We start from the raw sequence: 18,356 nt of genomic DNA, 5'->3' as shown, positions 1-18,356 counted from the left end.
TAAGGTGCCCGGATTGAACGCGAAGCAGGCTCAGCCGTTCTGCAGATCCGAATTGCTCGGCGTACCACACAGATCGTTGCGCAATGGCTCCCGGTTGGGGGCCTGCTCTGCTTCAGACATCTCACGCAGTTGCCTCTGCAGCGTGGACGCAGATGGCGCATAGAGAAAGCCAAACGACACGCTGTTGCGTCGGCCCTTGATCGCGTGGTGCATGAGGTGGCCGTGGTGGAGACGTCGCAAGTAGCGATTGCGCGGCGTCGGGCTCAAGGGCCAGTGGCGATGGACGATGCCGTCGTGGACCAGAATGTAGATCAGGCCGAACGCCGCGACGCCTGCGCCTACCCATTGCAGCGGGTCGTGGCCGCTGTTGCCCAGCACGATCAAACCGACAGCGACCAGGCCCAGCACCAGCAGGTAGATGTCGTTGGTTTCGAACGCGCCCAGGTGTTCTTCGTGGTGCGAGCGATGCAAAAACCAGCCCCAGCCGTGCATGACGTACTTGTGCGCAAGAAAACCGACACCTTCCATTGCAATCAGGGTGCAGAGGAAAATCGCGAAGTTATAGATCATGGAATTGAAAACATCGTGTCGAGAGGGTCGCGGGCGTCTGGCGTCGACGTGCAGCATACCGGGGCGCGACGGAAAATCAAAAGTCACCCGTCGAGGTGGTGGCTCTGTTGCAGTACGGCTTGTCGGCAGCGACGACCTCCAAATCGCGACTACCGGCAAGCAGTACGGCTACAAGTGCCCGCTTGGCGCCAGCAACGCTCAAAGTTTTCACTCACAACGTTTGCTTTCCTGACCGACCGATGTAAAAAATGGCTCCATGCGTGAACGGCGACTTCGTTCACTGTACTGATGCCGGCCATCGACAATGTTCGCACGGCATCGCTTTCAAGGAATTCAGAATGGCTCCAAGACATGTAATCAACGCTTCGGTCAGTCCAAAAGGTAGCCTGGAGACGCTCTCGCAACGTGAAGTACAACAGCTCAGCGCCGCAGGCTCGGGCAGCATCTACACTCTTTTCCGCCAGTGCGCCCTGGCCATCCTCAACACCGGCGCTCATGTCGACAACGCCAAGACCATCCTCGAAGCCTACAAAGACTTCGAAGTGCGCATTCATCAACAAGACCGTGGCGTGCGCCTGGAGCTGCTGAACGCGCCGGCCGACGCCTTCGTCGACGGCGAAATGATCGCCAGCACCCGGGAAATGCTGTTCAGCGCCCTGCGTGACATTGTCTACACCGAAAGCGAACTGGACAGCCAGCGCATCGACCTCAGTTCGTCCCAGGGCATCACCGATTACGTATTCCATCTGCTGCGCAACGCCCGCACCCTGCGCCCCGGCGTGGAGCCGAAGATGGTGGTGTGCTGGGGTGGCCACTCGATCAACACCGAAGAATACAAGTACACCAAGAAAGTCGGCCACGAACTGGGCCTGCGCAAGCTGGACATCTGTACCGGCTGCGGACCGGGCGTGATGAAGGGCCCGATGAAAGGCGCCACGATTGCCCATGCCAAGCAGCGCATCACCGGCGGGCGTTATCTGGGCCTGACCGAACCGGGCATCATCGCTGCCGAAGCGCCGAACCCGATCGTCAACGAACTGGTGATTTTGCCGGACATCGAAAAACGTCTCGAAGCCTTCGTGCGTGTCGGCCACGGCATCATCATCTTCCCGGGCGGCGCCGGTACGGCGGAGGAATTCCTCTACCTGCTGGGCATTCTGATGCACCCGGACAATCAGGGCCTGCCGTTTCCGGTGATTCTGACCGGGCCGAAAAACGCTGCGCCATATCTGGAACAACTGCACGCCTTCGTCAGCGCTACGCTGGGCGAAGAAGCGCACAAGCACTACAGGATCATCATCGACGATCCGGCCGAAGTGGCGCGTCAGATGACCGAAGGCCTGACCGCCGTGCGCCAGTTCCGTCGCGAACGTGCCGACGCCTTCCACTTCAACTGGCTGTTGAAAATCGAAGAGAGCTTCCAGCGTCCGTTCGACCCGACCCACGAGAACATGGCCAGCCTGCAACTGCGCCGCGACCTGCCCCCCCACGAACTGGCCGCCAACCTGCGCCGCGCGTTCTCCGGCATCGTCGCCGGCAACGTCAAGGACAAGGGCATCCGCCTGATCGAAGAGCACGGTCCCTACGAGATTCATGGCGACGCTGAAGTGATGAAGCCGCTGGACAGCCTGCTGCAGGCCTTCGTCGAGCAGCACCGAATGAAATTGCCGGGCGGCGCGGCGTATGTGCCGTGTTATCGGGTAGTTTCCTGAAACACATATTCCTGCGCAAGCGCGCTTGCCCGCGATAGGGGTGGGTCAGTAGAAACCTATGACACTGACACATCGCAATCGCGGGCAAGCGCGCGCCTACAGTCCCAATATTCGCTCACTAATGGTCCTCAATGATCCAGATCCGCCCCATGACCGCCGAAGATTTCGAGCGTTTCTGGCCGACTTTTCAAGCCGTGGTCCAGGCTCGGGAAACCTACGCCTACGACCCCGGCCTGAGCTATGACCAGGCCCTGCACCTGTGGCTGGAATACCCGCTGCACACCCTGATCGCCGAGGAAGACGGCGTGCTGCTTGGCAGCTATTACCTCAAAGCCAACGCCGCTGGGCCCGGCAGCCATGTGTGCAACTGCGGCTACATGGTCACGCCCGAGGCCCGCGGCAAAGGCGTTGCTCGACTGATGTGCGAGCATTCCCAGCAACTGGCGGTGGACAGCGGGTTTTCAGCGATGCAGTTCAACTCGGTGGTATCGACGAACGAAATCGCTGTCGCGCTCTGGAACAAGCTCGGCTTCGAGACCGTCGGCCGTCTGCCCCGCGCCTATCGTCACGCCCGTCACGGCCTGGTCGATTGCCTGGTGATGTACAAATGGCTCGCCGACATGCCCGCCTCGCGCAAGGCCAAAAGCCCTTTGCTGATCGGACGCAAGAACATCGAGTCAGTCATTTCCCGCCCCCGTCGCCCCCGGTCGGATTGACGACAACGTCTTTCGCGAATACACGGAACCACACCGCTCGTCAGCGCCACTCAGGGAGCAAAATCCCTGCATGTACGATTTCCCGTGGATCCGACCCGCCTCAATCCGACCGCCCACATCGCCCCAATCGGCGCGCCTGCCATCGCCCCCGTCGATGGCCCGGTACAGCGACGCGGGATCTTCCGCCGAACCGCACCGGCCACCGAATCCACCCAGCGCTTCGGCATGGCGAAGATGAAAATCCTCGCCAGGCAGGTGAAAAATACGATCATTCCCCAGGCGCTGCGTCGGCACCGCCCTGAAACCGTGGCAATGCCCATGCGGACGCCCGCCAGGGCGCATGATCTGTCGATGCGGGTGGAAAACGGCAAGGTTGCGCTGGGCGATGATGCGCGCGAGCAATCGCAAACCGAGCAACTGCTGGAGTCAGTGCTGAACAAAGGCGAGACCCGCTATCAGGACCAACCACTCAAACCCCGGCCGGACAGCGAAGGCTTTCTGCTGCACGACACGCAAAACCGCCTGGTTCACGCCCACGCCACCGAACTGGCGGTGTCGGTCTTCAAAAGCAGCGAAAATCGCGTCGGCATGAATCCGACGCCACCCGGTGACGCCTTACGGGCGCAGATCACCGGCGTGCACACCGACACCGCCGGGCAGTCGTTCCGCATCCATGAAAAGAAACTGCATGTGCTCAATGGCAACACATGGGTACCCCATGCCTTCACCGATGACCTGAAAAGCCTGCACAACCTGGGCGGCGCGCTGTACGCCGTCGATAACGAGGGCAAAGCGCGCGCCCTGGACGCTCCGGACACACCGCTTGCGCTCAAGCACAGGGTGCAATCGCTGGCACTGTCGAGCGGCAACCTGGTCGCACTCACCGAGGACGATGACAAAGGTCTGCACCTGGAACGGCCAAACGGTCTGGGCGCTGGCTTTGACGCCATCCACGCACTGCTGGGCGACAGCGGACCTCTGACCACTGATAATCCTGACAAGCCGGTGTCTATCGCCGGGCATCAGGATCAACTGATTGTGAGCACGGCGTCCGGCAAACTGCACAGGATCGATCTGCCTCAAGACCTGATCGATGCCCTTGCGTCCGGGGACGAAGAGACCCAGGAACTGGAGCCGTTGCCGCTGGGCGCGCCGCTGTCATCGGACGCCCTGAAGAACGCGCTGGGGCCTCATACCTACAGCGAACTGTTCAGCGATAACGGCAGCCAGCTGTTCGCCAGGGTCAAGGACAAACATGGCAATGAACACAGCGCTACGTGGCATGCGCCAGACAACAGCTTCAAGCCCGGCTGGAATCTGAGCCAGGCGCTGGTACTGGATCGGCAAAGAGGCCTGACGCCCCTGATGCCGGAGGCCGACCAGCAGATTCAACTGCCGCGCGGTCGTATCGCTCGTCACGGCGACGATCTGCTGACTCAGGATGAGCGCACCGGCGAATGGAAAAAATCCAGCGAAAAGGACATCAAGGAGCTCGTCGCCGGGCGCGACGGCTTCGCCTATCTGATCGACAAAGACGGCAAACTCAAACAGCTGAAAGTCGCCCCGCAAGCGACCGCCCACGATCTGGGTAAAGGTGTCGACCTGGCGCTGCCGGGACGCGGCACCGAAGCCAAGGGCACGATCTTGCGTGGCGCTGAACACCTGACCGTGGAAAAAGTGGCGATACAGAACGACCAGCGCTACATGACCCTCAGCGGCGGCGACTTGCGCCTGCACGATCAATTCGGTGAGAGGGCAAAACTGCCAGCGCCTCCCGGCGATGGCGACATCGCTGGCATCGCCAGCCACGGCAAAGCCTGGTTCGCCCTGAAGAACGGCGTTCTCCACAAGCTGGAAGGTGCCGGCGCCGACCCCAAGAGTGCCTCCATTCGTCGAGAGTGGCAGATCGCAGACCTGCCACACGGCGCGACCGCGACAGGACTTCACACCGACAACGAGGGGCGGCTGGTGCTGAAAGCCTCGGTTCCCGACGAAGCGGCAGACGGCGAGGACGCCCGTATCGACCGAGATTTCGTCCGCGACAACACCGGAAACTGGACTGTCGCGACACCCACGGCCGCCGCAGCCGCCGGAGCGGCCCACGAACACTTCAAGAACCTCACCTACAACGAGCCTGGCTTTACCCGACGCGGCAACATCAAGACCAGTTTCAATGTGCTCGGGCGCAATAACGTAGAAACCGCCAAAGTCAGGAATTACGCCCCCAACAAACCGACCCAGAACTACGTCACCTCGCACCTGGCTTCCACCGGCGCGTTCAAGGTGCCTGCTGACAGTTTGCAGCACGCCTGGAAAGGGCGCGAGGGCCTAAGACCGCTCTACCAGCAAGAGGTCCAGACACTGCAGCAGCTCAGTGCAGATGCCGCCGCACGGCCAGCCCCGATTCCGTCGTCCATGGAAGCCCGGCTGGACGCACTGAAACAACAGGATCCGAGTCCGCACGCTGCTGAACTGAGTGAACTCTTCCAGTGGTTTCATCAAACCGTCGCCGAGGACATGCAAAAGACCCTGCGCGAACTGGCGGAAAATCAGGGTGCGTTGCTCAAGAACGGCGCGGTCAATCTGGAATACAAAGCGGGCAAGCCGCCAAAAACGGATCTGCTGGGCGAAGTGTCGCAGGTCCTTGAAAATACCGGCGCCAGCGATAAAGACTCTCTGGGGGCGATGATCAAGTCGCTGCAGGACAAGGGCTTCACCCTCGCCCACCGTAACCCGATGACGGCGCTTGACGACTCACGCAAACGGGGCGACACCCAGGCATTGCTGAGTGCGCGGCTGGCGGCGAACGCTCGGGTCATGAAGGAAATGAGCGCGATTCTCGACCTGATGATCGATGCCCGGGACTCCGAGCGCGCACGGTTGGACCCAATCGCCAAGCGCCTTGCCGACCTGCACAACGAGGTTTACGAGGGCAACCCGATCAAGCGCTACACCGACGCCGGTTTTCGCAGCTACGCGGCGCTGGAAGCCAGCTATGACGCGACCAAGAGCCTGCTCAAATACGTGCGCAAGGAGAACCATCCGCTCAAGCGCAATGCGCTGGAAAGCCTGCAATCGACCAATAACGTCGAGCTCAAGCAGAATCTGACCAAGGCCCTGCGCGATCTCGAACCCCGTGAAAGCCTGAAGATCAACCGCAACTACGGCGGTGGCATCACCGGCGGGATCACCGGGCCGGCGGGCGAAGCGTTTGTAGGCTTTCGCGGGGCGATCGACCCGGATCGCACCTACGGCATGTCGTTTACCCGTTTCGACCGTGGCCTGAAGGTCTCGATGAACCGTGAGGGCACCATCAGCAGCACCGTCAGCCTGGGCTTTGGTGGCGGCCTGAGCGACACCAAGACTACGGCAGGCGACAGCCATCAGAATCACCAGACCAACGGCGGCTGGTTCGGCGGCAGTCTGGACGCGAAACACAAGTACAGCGACAACACGGCGTTGAGCTTCTTCATCCGCGACGACGAGCTGGAAAGCTTCATGGACGACTTGCTTATCAAGCCCCTGCACCACAGCGAGCGGTCGGGGGACGGCGGTCTGAAACCCATGGAGCTGATGAACCGCGGCGTGGAGCAGGAAGTGCGTACCAGCGGCAAACACAACTTCGATCTTGAGTTCAACGCCAACCTGGAGTCGCGGACCAATTATGGCCAGACCGATGCGGAGCCCGTGGCAGGTTTCATGCGCTTTGGCGTGGGGCTGCTGGCCAACCTCGCGTTGCTGAACGCCGAACGCGAACGTACCCAGGGTCGAGGTAACGACGGCCTGAAAACCGACATTTACAGCAGCAACCGCGCCCGCTTTCTGGAGAAAGGTTCGGTGGCGGGTTATGGACGGATGTTCAGCACGATTTTCACTTCCCGACCCGACAATCTGTTCATCGCCGGTGGCGCGCCGATCGGCGTCATGGCAAGCCTCTCGTTCGACAACAAGACCGGCAAGACCTATGACGTGCGCTTCAAGGACGCACTGCCGGTCCAGGCGAGCGACATGAAGAGCCTGGAAAGCAGCCTGAAATCGGCCTTTCCCGAACTCGAGCAGGATCCGGTCGACGACAAGACCATCACCGAACGCCTTGCGGCGCTGCACACCCGCTACGCAAACAAGCCGCCCGAAAACGATGCCCAGCACGCAGCGTTGACCACACTCTTCCAGACCCGGCGCCAACAGCTGGCAGCCGATCAAGGCTCGGGCCTGATGTCGATGATGGACATGGTGGTCAAGCACAACAACGTCAACCGCATCGACCAGTCGGCACCGACCAAACGTGGCATCGACGTGGTGAAGGAAATGCTGGGCAAGGACGTCAATCCGAGCAATGCCGAGCGCATCCACGAACTGATGAATGCCGATCCACAGCTCAAGTCGCTGCTCGATGAGCTCAAAAGCTCCAGCGGCACGACCCGCGCGGAGATCAGGCTTGAGGTCAATGATCCGGTCAAACAGGAGATCGAGGACGGCGCGCTCAACGGCACCCTCACCGACGCGGGGCTGAAGAACCAGCTCTCCAAGCGGGACAACCTTCGGATCAAGGCTATCGCCGTATTCCGCACCGCCGCCAAGGAGGATTCGCTCGGGGTGCCGCTGCCTTACGTCAGCTTCAAGAGCGGCAGCAGCCTGAGTATCGAGCGGCTGCTGGGCGAGGTGACCTTCGATTACGGGTTGGATCAGGTCAATCCGAAGACATTCACCCTCGACGGCGAGTTGGCCGACGCCGCTGCTCAACACAACGCAAAACAGGCTGCGCGGGACCTGGGCAGCGACCAAAGCGGCGTGTTCCGCGCGCGCTGAATCGTTTGGCTACTGAATCACTTATCGAAAGGACAGGCTCATGAATACCGCTGACACATTGCTCAACGCGCTGGGCAAGCAACTGAACACCGAGTTGACCCTGGAGAACGGCGTCTGTGCCCTCTTCGACAAGGATCACGAGGTCGCCATCATCGAGGTCTCGCCCGCGGGCGATGTCGCCGTGCTGCACTGCAAACTCCCGCTGCGTCCCGACCCCGGCATGCACGAGCACTTACTGCGCTCGAACTTCGATACCGGGGCCATGCACGGTTGCTGGCTGGCGCTGGATGAACGGTCCGAGGTCCGGTTGTGCGCCCAGGCTTCGCTGCAAGCGATGGGGGAGATGGAGTTCGTGCACTGGGTTCAGGGCTTCGTGCGGCAGACCCGGGAAATGCCGCGCCTGCTGCGCACGGTCATTGGCGGCCCGGCAAAACCGCTGGCGCAACGGCCAAGGATGGCCGGTTTAACACGCGGCCTTTAGCGCCAGATTGAGGGTTTGATGGCGTTGATTGGGCATTGTCGCGCCCATGACGTTTTTCAGGCCCTGCACGGCGCTTTCAAAACTTGCCGGAATGCCATCTCTCTACGATTCTGTATGCACGGCCCGACTGACGCGGCCGTGTCGATAAATACGCGCCGGAGAGGCCAGCATGACGACCGTAGCCGAGTTACTGAAGCTTAAAGATGAGCAGCATCGCACTCCTCACACTATCGGGCCGGATCAGATGGTGATCGACGCGATCACTTTGATGAAGAAGGAAAACATTGGTGCCGTGCTGGTTGTACAGGGTGGCAAAGTGGTCGGCATCGTCAGTGAACGTGACTATGTTCGCAAGATGGAGTTGGAAGGACGAGCGTCGGCGGGCACCCCGGTCAGCGAGATCATGACCCACGACGTTCAGACCGTGACTTCCCAACACACGGTGCAGCAATGCATGAACATCATGACCAACGGGCGCCTGCGCCATTTGCCGGTGGTGGACGATGAGAAGCTGATGGGCCTGCTGTCGATCGGCGATCTGGTGAAAGAAGCGATTGCCGAACAGAGGCGGCTGATCGAGAAGATGCAGGAGTACATTCGCGGCGAGAGTTATTGAGTGAGCTGTTTATCGATAGCGCCTCTGGTAGCAGCACATTTTGTCGGCGTCAGCGATCGCAAGGCCGCCACCGCTGGCAAGCCGTGCTGCTGTCGGATCGGTATAAGCCGCCTTTACTGCACCGGCAGGAAATTCAAGAACAGCAGACTCTGCGCGTAGTTGAGCCCGATGCGCCGGTAGCGCTCGTCGAGCATCTGGGTGAGCAGATCCAGGCGCGCGACGATCTTGCCGAATTCGGTGGCGAAGCTCAGATTGCTGCCCTCCTCCGAAATCTCGTTGGAGAACAGCATCAGCTCGCCATTGGCGTTCTGCCGCTGGCCGAGAAGCCAGGTGGCTTTTTCGATGTTGCGGGCGGCATTGCTGACGAATTTCGGGTTGATCTGGTCGGTCATGAAGAACTCCAGTCGCCCGCCGTGAGCGGTGACCAGCATGCTGCCGATGGCATAGATGAACGCGCCGACACGGTCTCCGAGAAACTCCGGGCTCAGGGAGTAACTCAACGCGGCCAGGTCTCGGCGATTACCTAGCTGCGCCAGCGGTGTCTGCTGCTCGATGGCGTTGCGCACATTGCGCTCGGCAGAACGGGCATCGACGAAACCGGACTTGCGCCACTCGGCCGGATTGCGCAGATACAGCTTGCTCATCAAGAGATACAGACTTTGCAGATTGTCCTGCATGGTCAGCGTCGCCATGCGATCGACACTGGTCTGGAAAAACTCCTGGGGCCGGGTTTCGCTGAATTGCGTCGCCACGTCCTGCCCGTCCTGACGGGTACAGCCCGCCGCACAGAGCGCCACAAGGCATACCCCGAGGCAGGCGAAAACACCACGGCGCACAAGGAAAAGAAAAGAGACTGGAACCATCTATCACAAGCTTCAACGATCTGGATCCCGCGCGAATCGCGGCGTCCCGGCCATGCATAGAGCGGCAAAACGCGGAAAAGTGCGGCGGGCGGGTGAAATGGGTGGCTTGCGACACCGTGGCGAGATCCGTTCTTGGGTAGCCGATCCCTAAACCTCTCACAGATTTGACGCCGCCTTCACCTTTCACCAAGCTAGCCGCCTTCACTTGTTTTCAGGAACACCCCGCGTGATGACCCCAAGCCTGCACTGGCGCCGCTTTCTGTTTTGCCTCGCTCCGTTGATCGCCCTGCTCGCCGCCTGCGACGGGGGCGCGCCGAAGACCAACCCCCCAGAAGCCACCACCTACATAAGCATCGAGTGGGACAACCTGCCTACGGTCAGCGACCAGGACCTGATGGCGGGCTACAACAGCTGGTTCTCGGCGTGCAAACGTCTGGCCAAGGACCCGGTATGGGGCCCCACCTGCGCGATGGCCGCGCAAGTGCCGCAAGACCCGATAGCGGTGCGCGACTTTCTCAAGAACCAGCTGCAGGTCTACAGCCTGCGCTCCTCCGAACATGGCGCCAACGGCCTGATCACCGGCTATTACGAGCCCATCTACAAAGGCAGCGAAGAACACAACGATCAGCATCCGGTGGCAATTTACGGCGTGCCGGGTGACCTGATCATCGTCAACCTCGACAGCATCTATCCCGAACTCAAGGGCAAAGGTCTGCGCGGTCGTCTCGACGGCCGCGTGTTGCGTCCATACGACGACGCCGCCACCATCAACGAGAAAGGCGTCAACGCCCCAGTCCTGGCCTGGCTGGAAAACCCGATCGACCTGCAATTCCTGCAGATCCAGGGTTCCGGCCGCGTACAGCTGGAGAGCGGCCGCCAGCTGCGCATCGCTTACGCCGATCAGAACGGCCACCCCTATAAGCCGGTGGGTCGCTGGCTGGTCGAGCAAGGCCAACTGACCAAGGACGAAGTGTCCATGGGCCGCATTCGTGACTGGGCCATCGCGCACCCCGAGCGCGTCCATGAGCTGTTGGGCAGCAACCCCAGTTACGTCTTCTTCACCCTGCGGCCGGACAGCGATGAAGGCCCGCGTGGCTCCCTGAATGTCCCGCTGACCGCAGGCTACAGCGTTGCCATCGACCGCAAGGTGATTCCGCTGGGCAGCCTGCTGTGGCTATCGTCTACCCGGCCGGACGGCTCGCCTCTGGTGCGGCCGGTCGCCGCCCAGGACACCGGTGGCGCCATCGCTGGTGAAGTGCGCGCCGACCTGTTCTGGGGCACGGGCGACGCCGCAGGCGAACTGGCGGGCAACATGAAGCAACAGGGGCAGATCTGGATGCTGTGGCCCAAGGGCGCAGCGCTGCCTAACGCAAAACCCAAGGACTGAAGAAGCACGAGCACTGTGCAGCATAGGTTTAATCGACGCTGCAAGCGAAGATGGCGCGCCCGCGTTGACGGGTATATGTCAGCGTCCAATGCCGACGCCGGTCTCGGGTTGATCTGAAACCGGTTTCAGGTATAACAGGACGCTTGTCCTCAAATGCCCGGCAGTGTTTCCCACATGACGACCTCCTCCGATACCCGACATGACTTTCACATGGGCTGGCTGATATTTGCCCTGGCCATGGGTGCGTTCGCCATCGGCACCACCGAATTTGCCTCGATGACGCTGCTGCCGTTCATTGCCAACGACTTCCAGAGTACCCAGCCACTGGCCGGACATGCCATCAGCGCGTATGCCCTGGGCGTGGTGGTGGGTTCGCCAGTGATCATGGTGCTGGGCGTCAGGCTGCCGCGCCGTTCGCTGCTGGTGGGACTTGCGGCCTTCATCGGCATCGCCAACGCCTTGAGCGCCATTGCCCCCTCCCTGCCGTGGCTGGTGTTCTTTCGCTTTCTGAGCGGTTTCCCCCATGGCGCCTACTTTGGCGTGGCGATGCTGCTGGCCGCCTCGCTGGTGCCGAAGAACCAACGGGCGCAGGCGGTCTCTCGAGTGTTCCTCGGGCTGACCATCGCCACCATCGTCGGCGTGCCGTTCGCGACCTGGATCGGTCAGACCGTCGGCTGGCGCTGGGGACTGGCCGTCGTCGCGGTTTTAGCGGCAATCACCGCGCTGCTGATTCGCACCCTGGCGCCAGCCTCTCCTGCACAGGCCGACGCCAGCCCGCTACGTGAACTGGGTGCGCTGCGCTCTCGCCAAGTGTGGTTGACGCTGGGAATAGCGGGCATCGGCTTTGGCGGGATTTTCTGCGTCTACACCTATCTGGCGGCGACGCTGATCGAAGTCACGCATACTTCGGACTTCATGATTCCGGTGGTCATGGCGGTGTTCGGTCTCGGCACTACGGTCGGCAATCTGGTGTGCGGCTGGGCGGCGGACCGCTCAACCATGCGCTCGGCAGGAATCTCGCTGGGCTTTACTGCGCTGGTACTGGCGCTGTATCCGTCGGCCACCGAAAACCTGTGGCTGCTGATGCCGTTGGTGTTCTTCGTTGGCTGCGGCGTCGGTCTGGCGGCGATCCTGCAGACCCGCCTGATGGACGTCGCGCCCCACGCCCAATCCCTGGCCGGCGCGCTGGTGCAAAGCGCGTTCAACCTGGCCAACGCTATCGGGCCCTGGGTCGGCGGCATCGTCATCTCTGCAGGGTTTGGCCTGCCCGCAACGGGTTATGCGGCTGCCGGCCTGACGTTGGGAGGACTGGCGATGTGGTACTGGGCGCTCACCGATGCCCGTCGTGCCGAACGACGTTACGACCGGCAGGCGACCGGAGAAGCCTGATCACGGGCCGCTGCCAGCCAGCCATGCGTCATCGTGTCGCCCTTCCGGCGAGCCGAAAATCCTTGTCCGCTTCGTTCGCGCAGGCATAATCGGCCCATCTACCGCGACTCATGAGTTATCAGCCTTTGAAACATGCGACTTCTTGCTCAGCTCCCGTCGTGGCCAGCAGTTGCGCCAACGGCTCGGTTCGTCGCGCTTCCCGACGCCTGGGACAAATTTACGACGAAGCCTTCACTCAGTGCGGGCTGAAGGCGACGCAGTATTCGCTGCTGTCGCAGATCGCCCGCAGCGGTGAGCCGAAAATGCGCGACCTGGCTCAGGCGCTGGTCATGGACCTGTCGGCCTTGGGCCATACGCTCAAGCCATTGGTGCGCGATGGGCTGGTGGAGTTGAAAATCGACGACGCGGACCGCCGCAGCCGCAGGGTCATGCTTACCCTGGCGGGTCAGCAGAAATACGCCGAAGCACGCAAGATCTCCGAACGGGTATCACAGGTGTTCGACAAGACCTTTGGTGCGGAAGAAACGGTGAAGCTGCGTCAAGCGCTGGATTTCATCGCTTCGGAAGGGTTTGCGCGATCATTGCTCAGTGAATTGCAGTCGACCCAAGCCTGACACTCCCTGCTGTTTTCACTGATCTTCGGGTTCGTCGTCCGGCGTCGGAAACAGCGTATCGACCTTGTGGCGGCTTGACGTCCGTACGGGCGCCATGGCGGCAGACTCGGCAAGCTTGGTGGCCATTTCCCAGTGCCTGGATTCCTGGCCCTCCGGCCGGCCTTCGGTTTCCCAAATCAGTTGCGCCAGTTGACGAACAGCCTCTTCGTCGACACTCATGCACGGCCCCCTTAGATATTTTTGCAATTCGTCGCCCGGGGTCAAATAGACCCCGAGGCCACCTGCTGTGACAACGCTGGGCGATCCATAGACCAGCCAGTACCGAGGGAAAAACAGCCGAGCCCCCTCGCAACGCTTGTAGGCGTTGGAAAGCGAGAATCGTCCTCCCGGCCCCTTGCGCATCGTAGCGATACCGCGACCACGCATCACGATCGATCTCCTCAGGGCCTGCGATTGAGCAACACGCTGACAATCAAGCCTACCCCCGCTGCGGCCCCGACCGCTACCCACGGATGCGTCTTGACGTAACCCTTGGCATCATTGATCACGCGGGTCAGCGGCGGTTGTTCAACGGTCGCGTCGACGGCAACCGCCTCTGCACCCTTCAAGGCGGCGCCTTTCAAAAACGCGGTCAGGCGCTCACGAGCCTGGGTCGTGCGGTCTTCATGCAATGCGTCGCCAGCAGCAAGCAATGCATTGGTCTCATCGATGAACGTGTTGAGCTGCTTGCGAGTTTTCTCGTAGAGATCCTCGCTCAGTGTTTCAGTGAGGTTATCAATGGTCTGGCTCATGGGGCTTACCGTGTTCGAGGATGTCGAATTGGGTTGACCAAAGCTGCGATCAATTCGTTCCTGAATTCGGAACAACGGCAAGCCGAGCATCCTGTGTGCAACGAATCATCGATGGCATCGCGCCAAAACGCTCCATCTACAGGGCCTCGCAAGCACCAGCGGCGTCAGTGCCATCACCGGCTTGCTCGCCGCGCTTATCCAGCCATTTTCTGAAGCATGCCGGCGTGCCCGCATAGACGGCGTTGGCCGGCACGTCAGCGTTGACCACGCTATTGGCACCAATCACGCTGTTCTCTCCGATAGTGACCCCTGGCAAGATCACCGTCCCGGCTCCGATCCATGCGTTGCGGCCAATGCTGATCGCAGAGGAGCGAGTGTGGCTGTGACGCATCTCAGGATTCAGATCATGGGTAGTCGTACACAAGCGCACCTGCGGCCCGAGCATCGTATCGTCGCCGATGGTAATGCCTGCCTGATCCAGAAAAATACAGCCTGCGTTGATCAACACGTTGCGGCCCAGCGTCACCCGTCCGCGCTCGAAATAGAACGGCGGACGAATCACCGCATTTCCCGCAGTGACGACGCCGGTTTTACTCAACAGCCGATTGCTCTTCTTTTTGCCCAGATCATGACTATTCAAAAGCCGTATGTACTCAGAAGGCTTTATCTTTTTTCTCAGACCTTACAGCCAAAGCATCATGAATTGAGCGACTTCTGAAGATAATGGACGCGTTCGCGCAAACGACAGCCTGCGCCGAAATTGAAGGATTCTAACGCGTCCGGCGGTCTCGGGATTAACACTTATAGCGGTTGTGGTCATTGGCTGAGTTCCAGGAGAACTCTTTAGCACAGCTTGCAGCAAAGTTTTCAGGCATTGGCTTCAAGAAAGGCCGGATTACCTGCATAAAAAACCCGACGCCAGGGTCGGGTTCAAGTATCCGTCGAAACTCACTAAATGCCGCGCCCGCCCGATGAACGCTGGTCGCCATTAGTCGAACGTTCGTCAGCGGGAACCGGGTCGTTGCTCGTTCTGGCCGGGTGAGTCGGGTCTACTTGCGGATCCGAAACATCGGGCGTCTCAGGGTTAAAGCCCAATTCCTTATCGACGTTCGTTTCACTTGCGATCGTGTGCTCGGGACGCTTACCAGCGCGATGATCAAAACCGGTCTCGTTGTCGGCTTCGCTATTCACGCCTTTCTGTGAAACGTTGCCAGGTGCGTCGGGATTCATTTCCATCTCCGTTCTCCATCCTCAGTGCATGGGATATCCATACACATGGAATTGGGATGCCCGTCAGGATGAGGAGTGCCCAGAGATGGACGAATGGTGAACTACGCCGCTTACCGAAAACCGCAGCAGCGTCACGCGCAAATGGCCGGGCGGGTCGAGGCCCTCCGTTCTTCGGTCAGCAGTCTTCGGTACACCAGTTGAAGACGGCGGCGGCCAGGAGCGTGTGAACAGCCGATCAGCTCGCGATCAGTGTGCAGGCCACCAGCGACATGCCAAGCCCCATCAGCACCGGCTGATCGTAAATGAGAGCGAGCGCCAAAACGGGCGCGCCCATCAGAAACATAGGATCGCGAAGAAACATGAACGCCTTCAAAGCAGCTGCTCCTTGACTCAAGGCGCGCAGCTTAACACGCTTTCCTGCATTGCCCTTTGCCCTGCATCCACCGGCATTGCGCGGTGCCGGTCTCAGGCAATGCTCAGCCGCCGGACTGGCGGTTTTTCGTCCGCTTTGCGAAACAAATAGTCGCGCCAGGCCCTGAACGCCCGCTGCTGACGCGCGCACGCTTCCTGCCAGCGCTCACCCCCGACCTGTTCTACATGCAGAGCCATCATCTCCTCGGTCGCCCGATCGAGTTCACTGATCAGATCGAGCGCATTGGGCGGGTCAACGTTCGTGCTTCGCATAGGACTCCAAGTTATCTACCAGCATTGAATCGACTGGCTAACTCGTTGAACGTGCTGCAATTCTGACGAACGGCGAACGCTCATCCACCGAGATGGATTCCTGCTTCATGACCTCCTTGGCCTGTTCGGCCCTCGAGCGAGCGGATGACGGTCATGCACCACACTGGTCACCTCGTTCGCGACGATCGAGTGGAGTTTGGTCTCGACCGCCGTCTGTATGTGTAGCCCACAATGCCCTTGCCGCCCGTCATCATCGAACCGGCGTCTGAATCGGTCGGTGAGTTCTCGCTGCAAACGAATAGCTATAGATCACTATTGAGTCACGCGAAGTCACGCAAAAGTCACGCACCCTCCGCCGACGTCACGCCGATCGCTCCACCATAAGCGGGTTTAGCCGAGCGTTAGGCGCGTCGAGCGGTCGACATGACGGCCGCTGCCCCCAGCATCATGGCGCCAGCTATGCGATTGAGGATAGAGAGTTGCCGTGCTGAAGAGTGCAACGATCGGATGATACTGCCCGCGAATGCCCAAGCCATTGCGGCAACGAGCTCAACGGCAATGTAGATTGCGCTGAGAAGGACAAGCTGGATCGTAAATGAAACGCCAGCATCAAAAACAATGAACTGGGGGACAAAAGCCGTAAATAGCAGTACGGCTTTAGGGTTTGTCACGGCGGTGAGGAATTCCCGACGAGCCAGTGAATATGCACTGACAGGGCGCGCTAGCCCTGCGGCCCCGCCTCCGACATGATTGCTTCCCATCATCATTGGTGTGCCGAGATAGGCAAGATAAATCACACCTGCCCACTTAATGATCTGGAAGGCAAGCTCGGATGCCTTGAGAAGCGCACCCAAACCAACAATCACCACTACGATCATCAACACAAAGGCAATGCACCGACCGGACAGAGCAACCACTGCTGGCAAGAAACCCTGCTTGCTACCGTTCGCGAATGCCAGCAAGTTATTGGCACCTGGCGAGAGAGCAACAATCGCGGCAGCTGGAATAAAAAGCATGAGTTGGACTAGCGTCATGTCCGGTGCCTCCGCCTTCGGAAAAGCCTAATTCTAGCCGGATTTATCATCGACCTCTTCGGGCGATGACCGACGAAGCATATGGACCTCCGCCGTTTTCGTGCCGAAGGATCCCGGTCGTCAGCGCGATGAGCGTCCGGAAGTTGCGGCTGTGGATCGGCTGACCGGGGTTGACCCAAGGACTGCAGCCGAGCGCGCCGCCGAAATCATCAAGATTGCTGCAGCTCGACCGAGGAATTCACCTGGTTCGAAGTTAGCAAGGATAGGGGGAATGTGGGAAATCAGGGACCGTATCTGATCGAGCCGAAAGATCAGGAGTAGATCCAGAAAATGATGAGCACCGCACTCACCCAGCTTAAGGTGAGAAGGAAAGCCAGGCTAAAAATTCGTGGGTCCATGGCGGCACACTGAAGAAAGTGCGGAGCATTGTAAGCATCGGGACCGCCACGGCAATGCTGGCATTTGGCATACATCCCTAATGTACGCCTGCGCCGCTTTCAGGGCTGCCTGGTCGGAGAGTAGGTCTCGGCGCAGATCAGTAACATGTCCAATTGCTCGAATGAGCTTGATGATCCCGGCGTCGCCACGTTGGCGGAGACTGCCTTCGAGAGAATTCCTCCCTGAGCAATCGCAGGGGAATGCCGTGACCCATTTGAGCGCTTTACAAAACCCAGCGACACATCCTCTCAGCCGCCCTATCTGCGAAACACGACTGAGCAACGTTACAGGATCAAATCGGCGCACTCAGGCTCCCAAAGCCCCCACAGCGAACTGAATGATTTCTGCGCGCGCTGAACACCGACGGATCAAGAAGCTGCAGAGCGTGAGGGTGAAATGCCGGTCGCGTTCATCCTCGGCTTGAAACCGCAAAGCGCCTTCGACCGGCAGAAATTGAAGCGCCATACATGACCCTTGACCACGCCGCTCAGGAGCGGCTGGCTAACCTGCATATCAGCCCTGATGCTGGCACATCAGAATCAAAGACGATAGGCTGGCACCACGATTGCAGACGAGATGGGATGAATCACATCAGGTCGAGGTAGTGCAGGTCTATTCGAGGGGGCATCAATGGAAGATTATGAGCGGAATGCATCGCTCGTATCGCTGATGAAATCCAACGGCGAGGCAATCCACGCCGTTCTCGACATCATTAGCGACGGGCTCTGGGACTGGAACGCCAACACCGGCTTCGTGTACCGCAGCAGCGGCTGGTACGAGATGTTCGGCTACTCCCTCCACGGCCTAAGGAACACTGTCCATACGTGGGAAAGCGTTATCCATCCCGACGATCTGGAGCGGGTGATGGCGCATTTGGATGATTATATTCATGAGCGCTCGTCAAGCTACCAGGTGCAATATCGTTGCAGATGCCGCAATGGCATGTTGGCGCTGATTGAAAACTGACCCACCCTGCCGATTGAAAATTGACCCAGGGCAGATTGCCGATTTGTCATCAGCAA

At 60.0% G+C, this 18,356-nt stretch carries 17 protein-coding genes and 1 pseudogene; 9 read left to right on the top strand and 9 right to left on the bottom strand.

The window, feature by feature from the left end; translation table 11 throughout:
* Positions 1–30: 30 nt before the first annotated feature.
* Positions 31–570, bottom strand: coding sequence for a sterol desaturase family protein (locus tag CE491_RS25690; RefSeq protein ID WP_110951147.1), 540 nt, complete (start codon positions 568–570; stop codon positions 31–33).
* A 338-nt stretch (positions 571–908) separates the two neighbouring features.
* Here CE491_RS25690 and ppnN point away from each other — a divergent pair, with 338 nt between their 5' ends.
* The 5 genes from ppnN to CE491_RS25665 all read left to right on the top strand — a co-directional run bounded on the left by ppnN (position 909) and on the right by CE491_RS25665 (position 8,904).
* Complete coding sequence (ppnN, locus tag CE491_RS25685) at positions 909–2,282, top strand: nucleotide 5'-monophosphate nucleosidase PpnN (RefSeq protein WP_110951146.1); 1,374 nt, start codon at positions 909–911, stop codon at positions 2,280–2,282.
* A gap of 131 nt (positions 2,283–2,413) precedes the next feature.
* Positions 2,414–2,998 carry a GNAT family N-acetyltransferase gene (locus tag CE491_RS25680; protein ID WP_110951145.1) on the top strand — a complete coding sequence of 195 codons (585 nt, stop codon included), beginning with the start codon at positions 2,414–2,416 and terminating at the stop codon, positions 2,996–2,998.
* Between the two features lie 84 nt (positions 2,999–3,082).
* Positions 3,083–7,807 (top strand): AvrE-family type 3 secretion system effector, encoded by a 4,725-nt coding sequence (locus tag CE491_RS25675; protein ID WP_110951144.1) that lies wholly within the window; start codon positions 3,083–3,085, stop codon positions 7,805–7,807.
* Between the two features lie 40 nt (positions 7,808–7,847).
* Entirely contained in the window at positions 7,848–8,288 is a 441-nt protein-coding gene (locus tag CE491_RS25670) for a type III secretion system chaperone (protein WP_110951143.1), read from the top strand.
* Positions 8,289–8,457: 169 nt separating this feature from the next.
* Positions 8,458–8,904 (top strand): CBS domain-containing protein, encoded by a 447-nt coding sequence (locus tag CE491_RS25665; protein ID WP_110951142.1) that lies wholly within the window; start codon positions 8,458–8,460, stop codon positions 8,902–8,904.
* 113 nt (positions 8,905–9,017) lie between these two features.
* Here the strand turns inward: CE491_RS25665 and CE491_RS25660 are convergent, their stop codons facing one another.
* A complete protein-coding gene (locus CE491_RS25660; RefSeq protein WP_234407681.1) occupies positions 9,018–9,767 on the bottom strand; it encodes a hypothetical protein in 750 nt (249 codons plus the stop codon).
* Positions 9,768–9,996: 229 nt separating this feature from the next.
* Between CE491_RS25660 and mltA the strand changes: the two genes are divergently transcribed.
* The 3 genes from mltA to CE491_RS25645 all read left to right on the top strand — a co-directional run bounded on the left by mltA (position 9,997) and on the right by CE491_RS25645 (position 13,157).
* On the top strand, positions 9,997–11,154 hold the full coding sequence (gene mltA, locus CE491_RS25655; RefSeq protein ID WP_110951141.1) for a murein transglycosylase A: 1,158 nt from the start codon (positions 9,997–9,999) through the stop codon (positions 11,152–11,154).
* Positions 11,155–11,328: 174 nt separating this feature from the next.
* A complete protein-coding gene (locus CE491_RS25650) occupies positions 11,329–12,543 on the top strand; it encodes an MFS transporter (RefSeq protein WP_199885254.1) in 1,215 nt (404 codons plus the stop codon).
* Positions 12,544–12,701: 158 nt separating this feature from the next.
* A complete protein-coding gene (locus CE491_RS25645) occupies positions 12,702–13,157 on the top strand; it encodes a MarR family winged helix-turn-helix transcriptional regulator (RefSeq protein ID WP_234407680.1) in 456 nt (151 codons plus the stop codon).
* Positions 13,158–13,244: 87 nt separating this feature from the next.
* On the opposite strand, the pseudogene CE491_RS30880 reads toward CE491_RS25645, so the two are convergent.
* The 7 genes and pseudogenes from CE491_RS30880 to CE491_RS25615 all read right to left on the bottom strand — a co-directional run.
* Positions 13,245–13,376 (bottom strand): annotated as a pseudogene (locus CE491_RS30880) (DUF2934 domain-containing protein); the annotation flags it as partial.
* A gap of 221 nt (positions 13,377–13,597) precedes the next feature.
* A complete protein-coding gene (locus tag CE491_RS25635; RefSeq protein WP_199885253.1) occupies positions 13,598–13,948 on the bottom strand; it encodes a glycine zipper domain-containing protein in 351 nt (116 codons plus the stop codon).
* A gap of 136 nt (positions 13,949–14,084) precedes the next feature.
* Positions 14,085–14,546, bottom strand: a complete 462-nt coding sequence (locus tag CE491_RS25630) for a DapH/DapD/GlmU-related protein (protein WP_234407679.1) — start codon at positions 14,544–14,546, stop codon at positions 14,085–14,087.
* 353 nt (positions 14,547–14,899) lie between these two features.
* Positions 14,900–15,184, bottom strand: a complete 285-nt coding sequence (locus tag CE491_RS25625; protein WP_110951135.1) for a DUF6021 family protein — start codon at positions 15,182–15,184, stop codon at positions 14,900–14,902.
* Positions 15,185–15,413: 229 nt separating this feature from the next.
* Entirely contained in the window at positions 15,414–15,551 is a 138-nt protein-coding gene (locus tag CE491_RS30450; protein WP_199885252.1) for a hypothetical protein, read from the bottom strand.
* A gap of 92 nt (positions 15,552–15,643) precedes the next feature.
* Complete coding sequence (locus tag CE491_RS25620; RefSeq protein WP_110951134.1) at positions 15,644–15,862, bottom strand: hypothetical protein; 219 nt, start codon at positions 15,860–15,862, stop codon at positions 15,644–15,646.
* Between the two features lie 401 nt (positions 15,863–16,263).
* Entirely contained in the window at positions 16,264–16,896 is a 633-nt protein-coding gene (locus tag CE491_RS25615) for a LysE family translocator (protein ID WP_110951133.1), read from the bottom strand.
* 1,068 nt (positions 16,897–17,964) lie between these two features.
* Here CE491_RS25615 and CE491_RS25610 point away from each other — a divergent pair.
* Positions 17,965–18,300, top strand: coding sequence for a PAS domain-containing protein (locus CE491_RS25610; protein ID WP_110951132.1), 336 nt, complete (start codon positions 17,965–17,967; stop codon positions 18,298–18,300).
* Positions 18,301–18,356 lie beyond the last annotated feature (56 nt).

The organism is Pseudomonas bohemica, assembly GCF_002934685.1.
Classification (GTDB): Bacteria; Pseudomonadota; Gammaproteobacteria; order Pseudomonadales; family Pseudomonadaceae; genus Aquipseudomonas; species Aquipseudomonas bohemica.
Note: the sequence above shows the minus strand (reverse complement) of the source record. Positions and strands in the feature narration are given on the sequence as shown.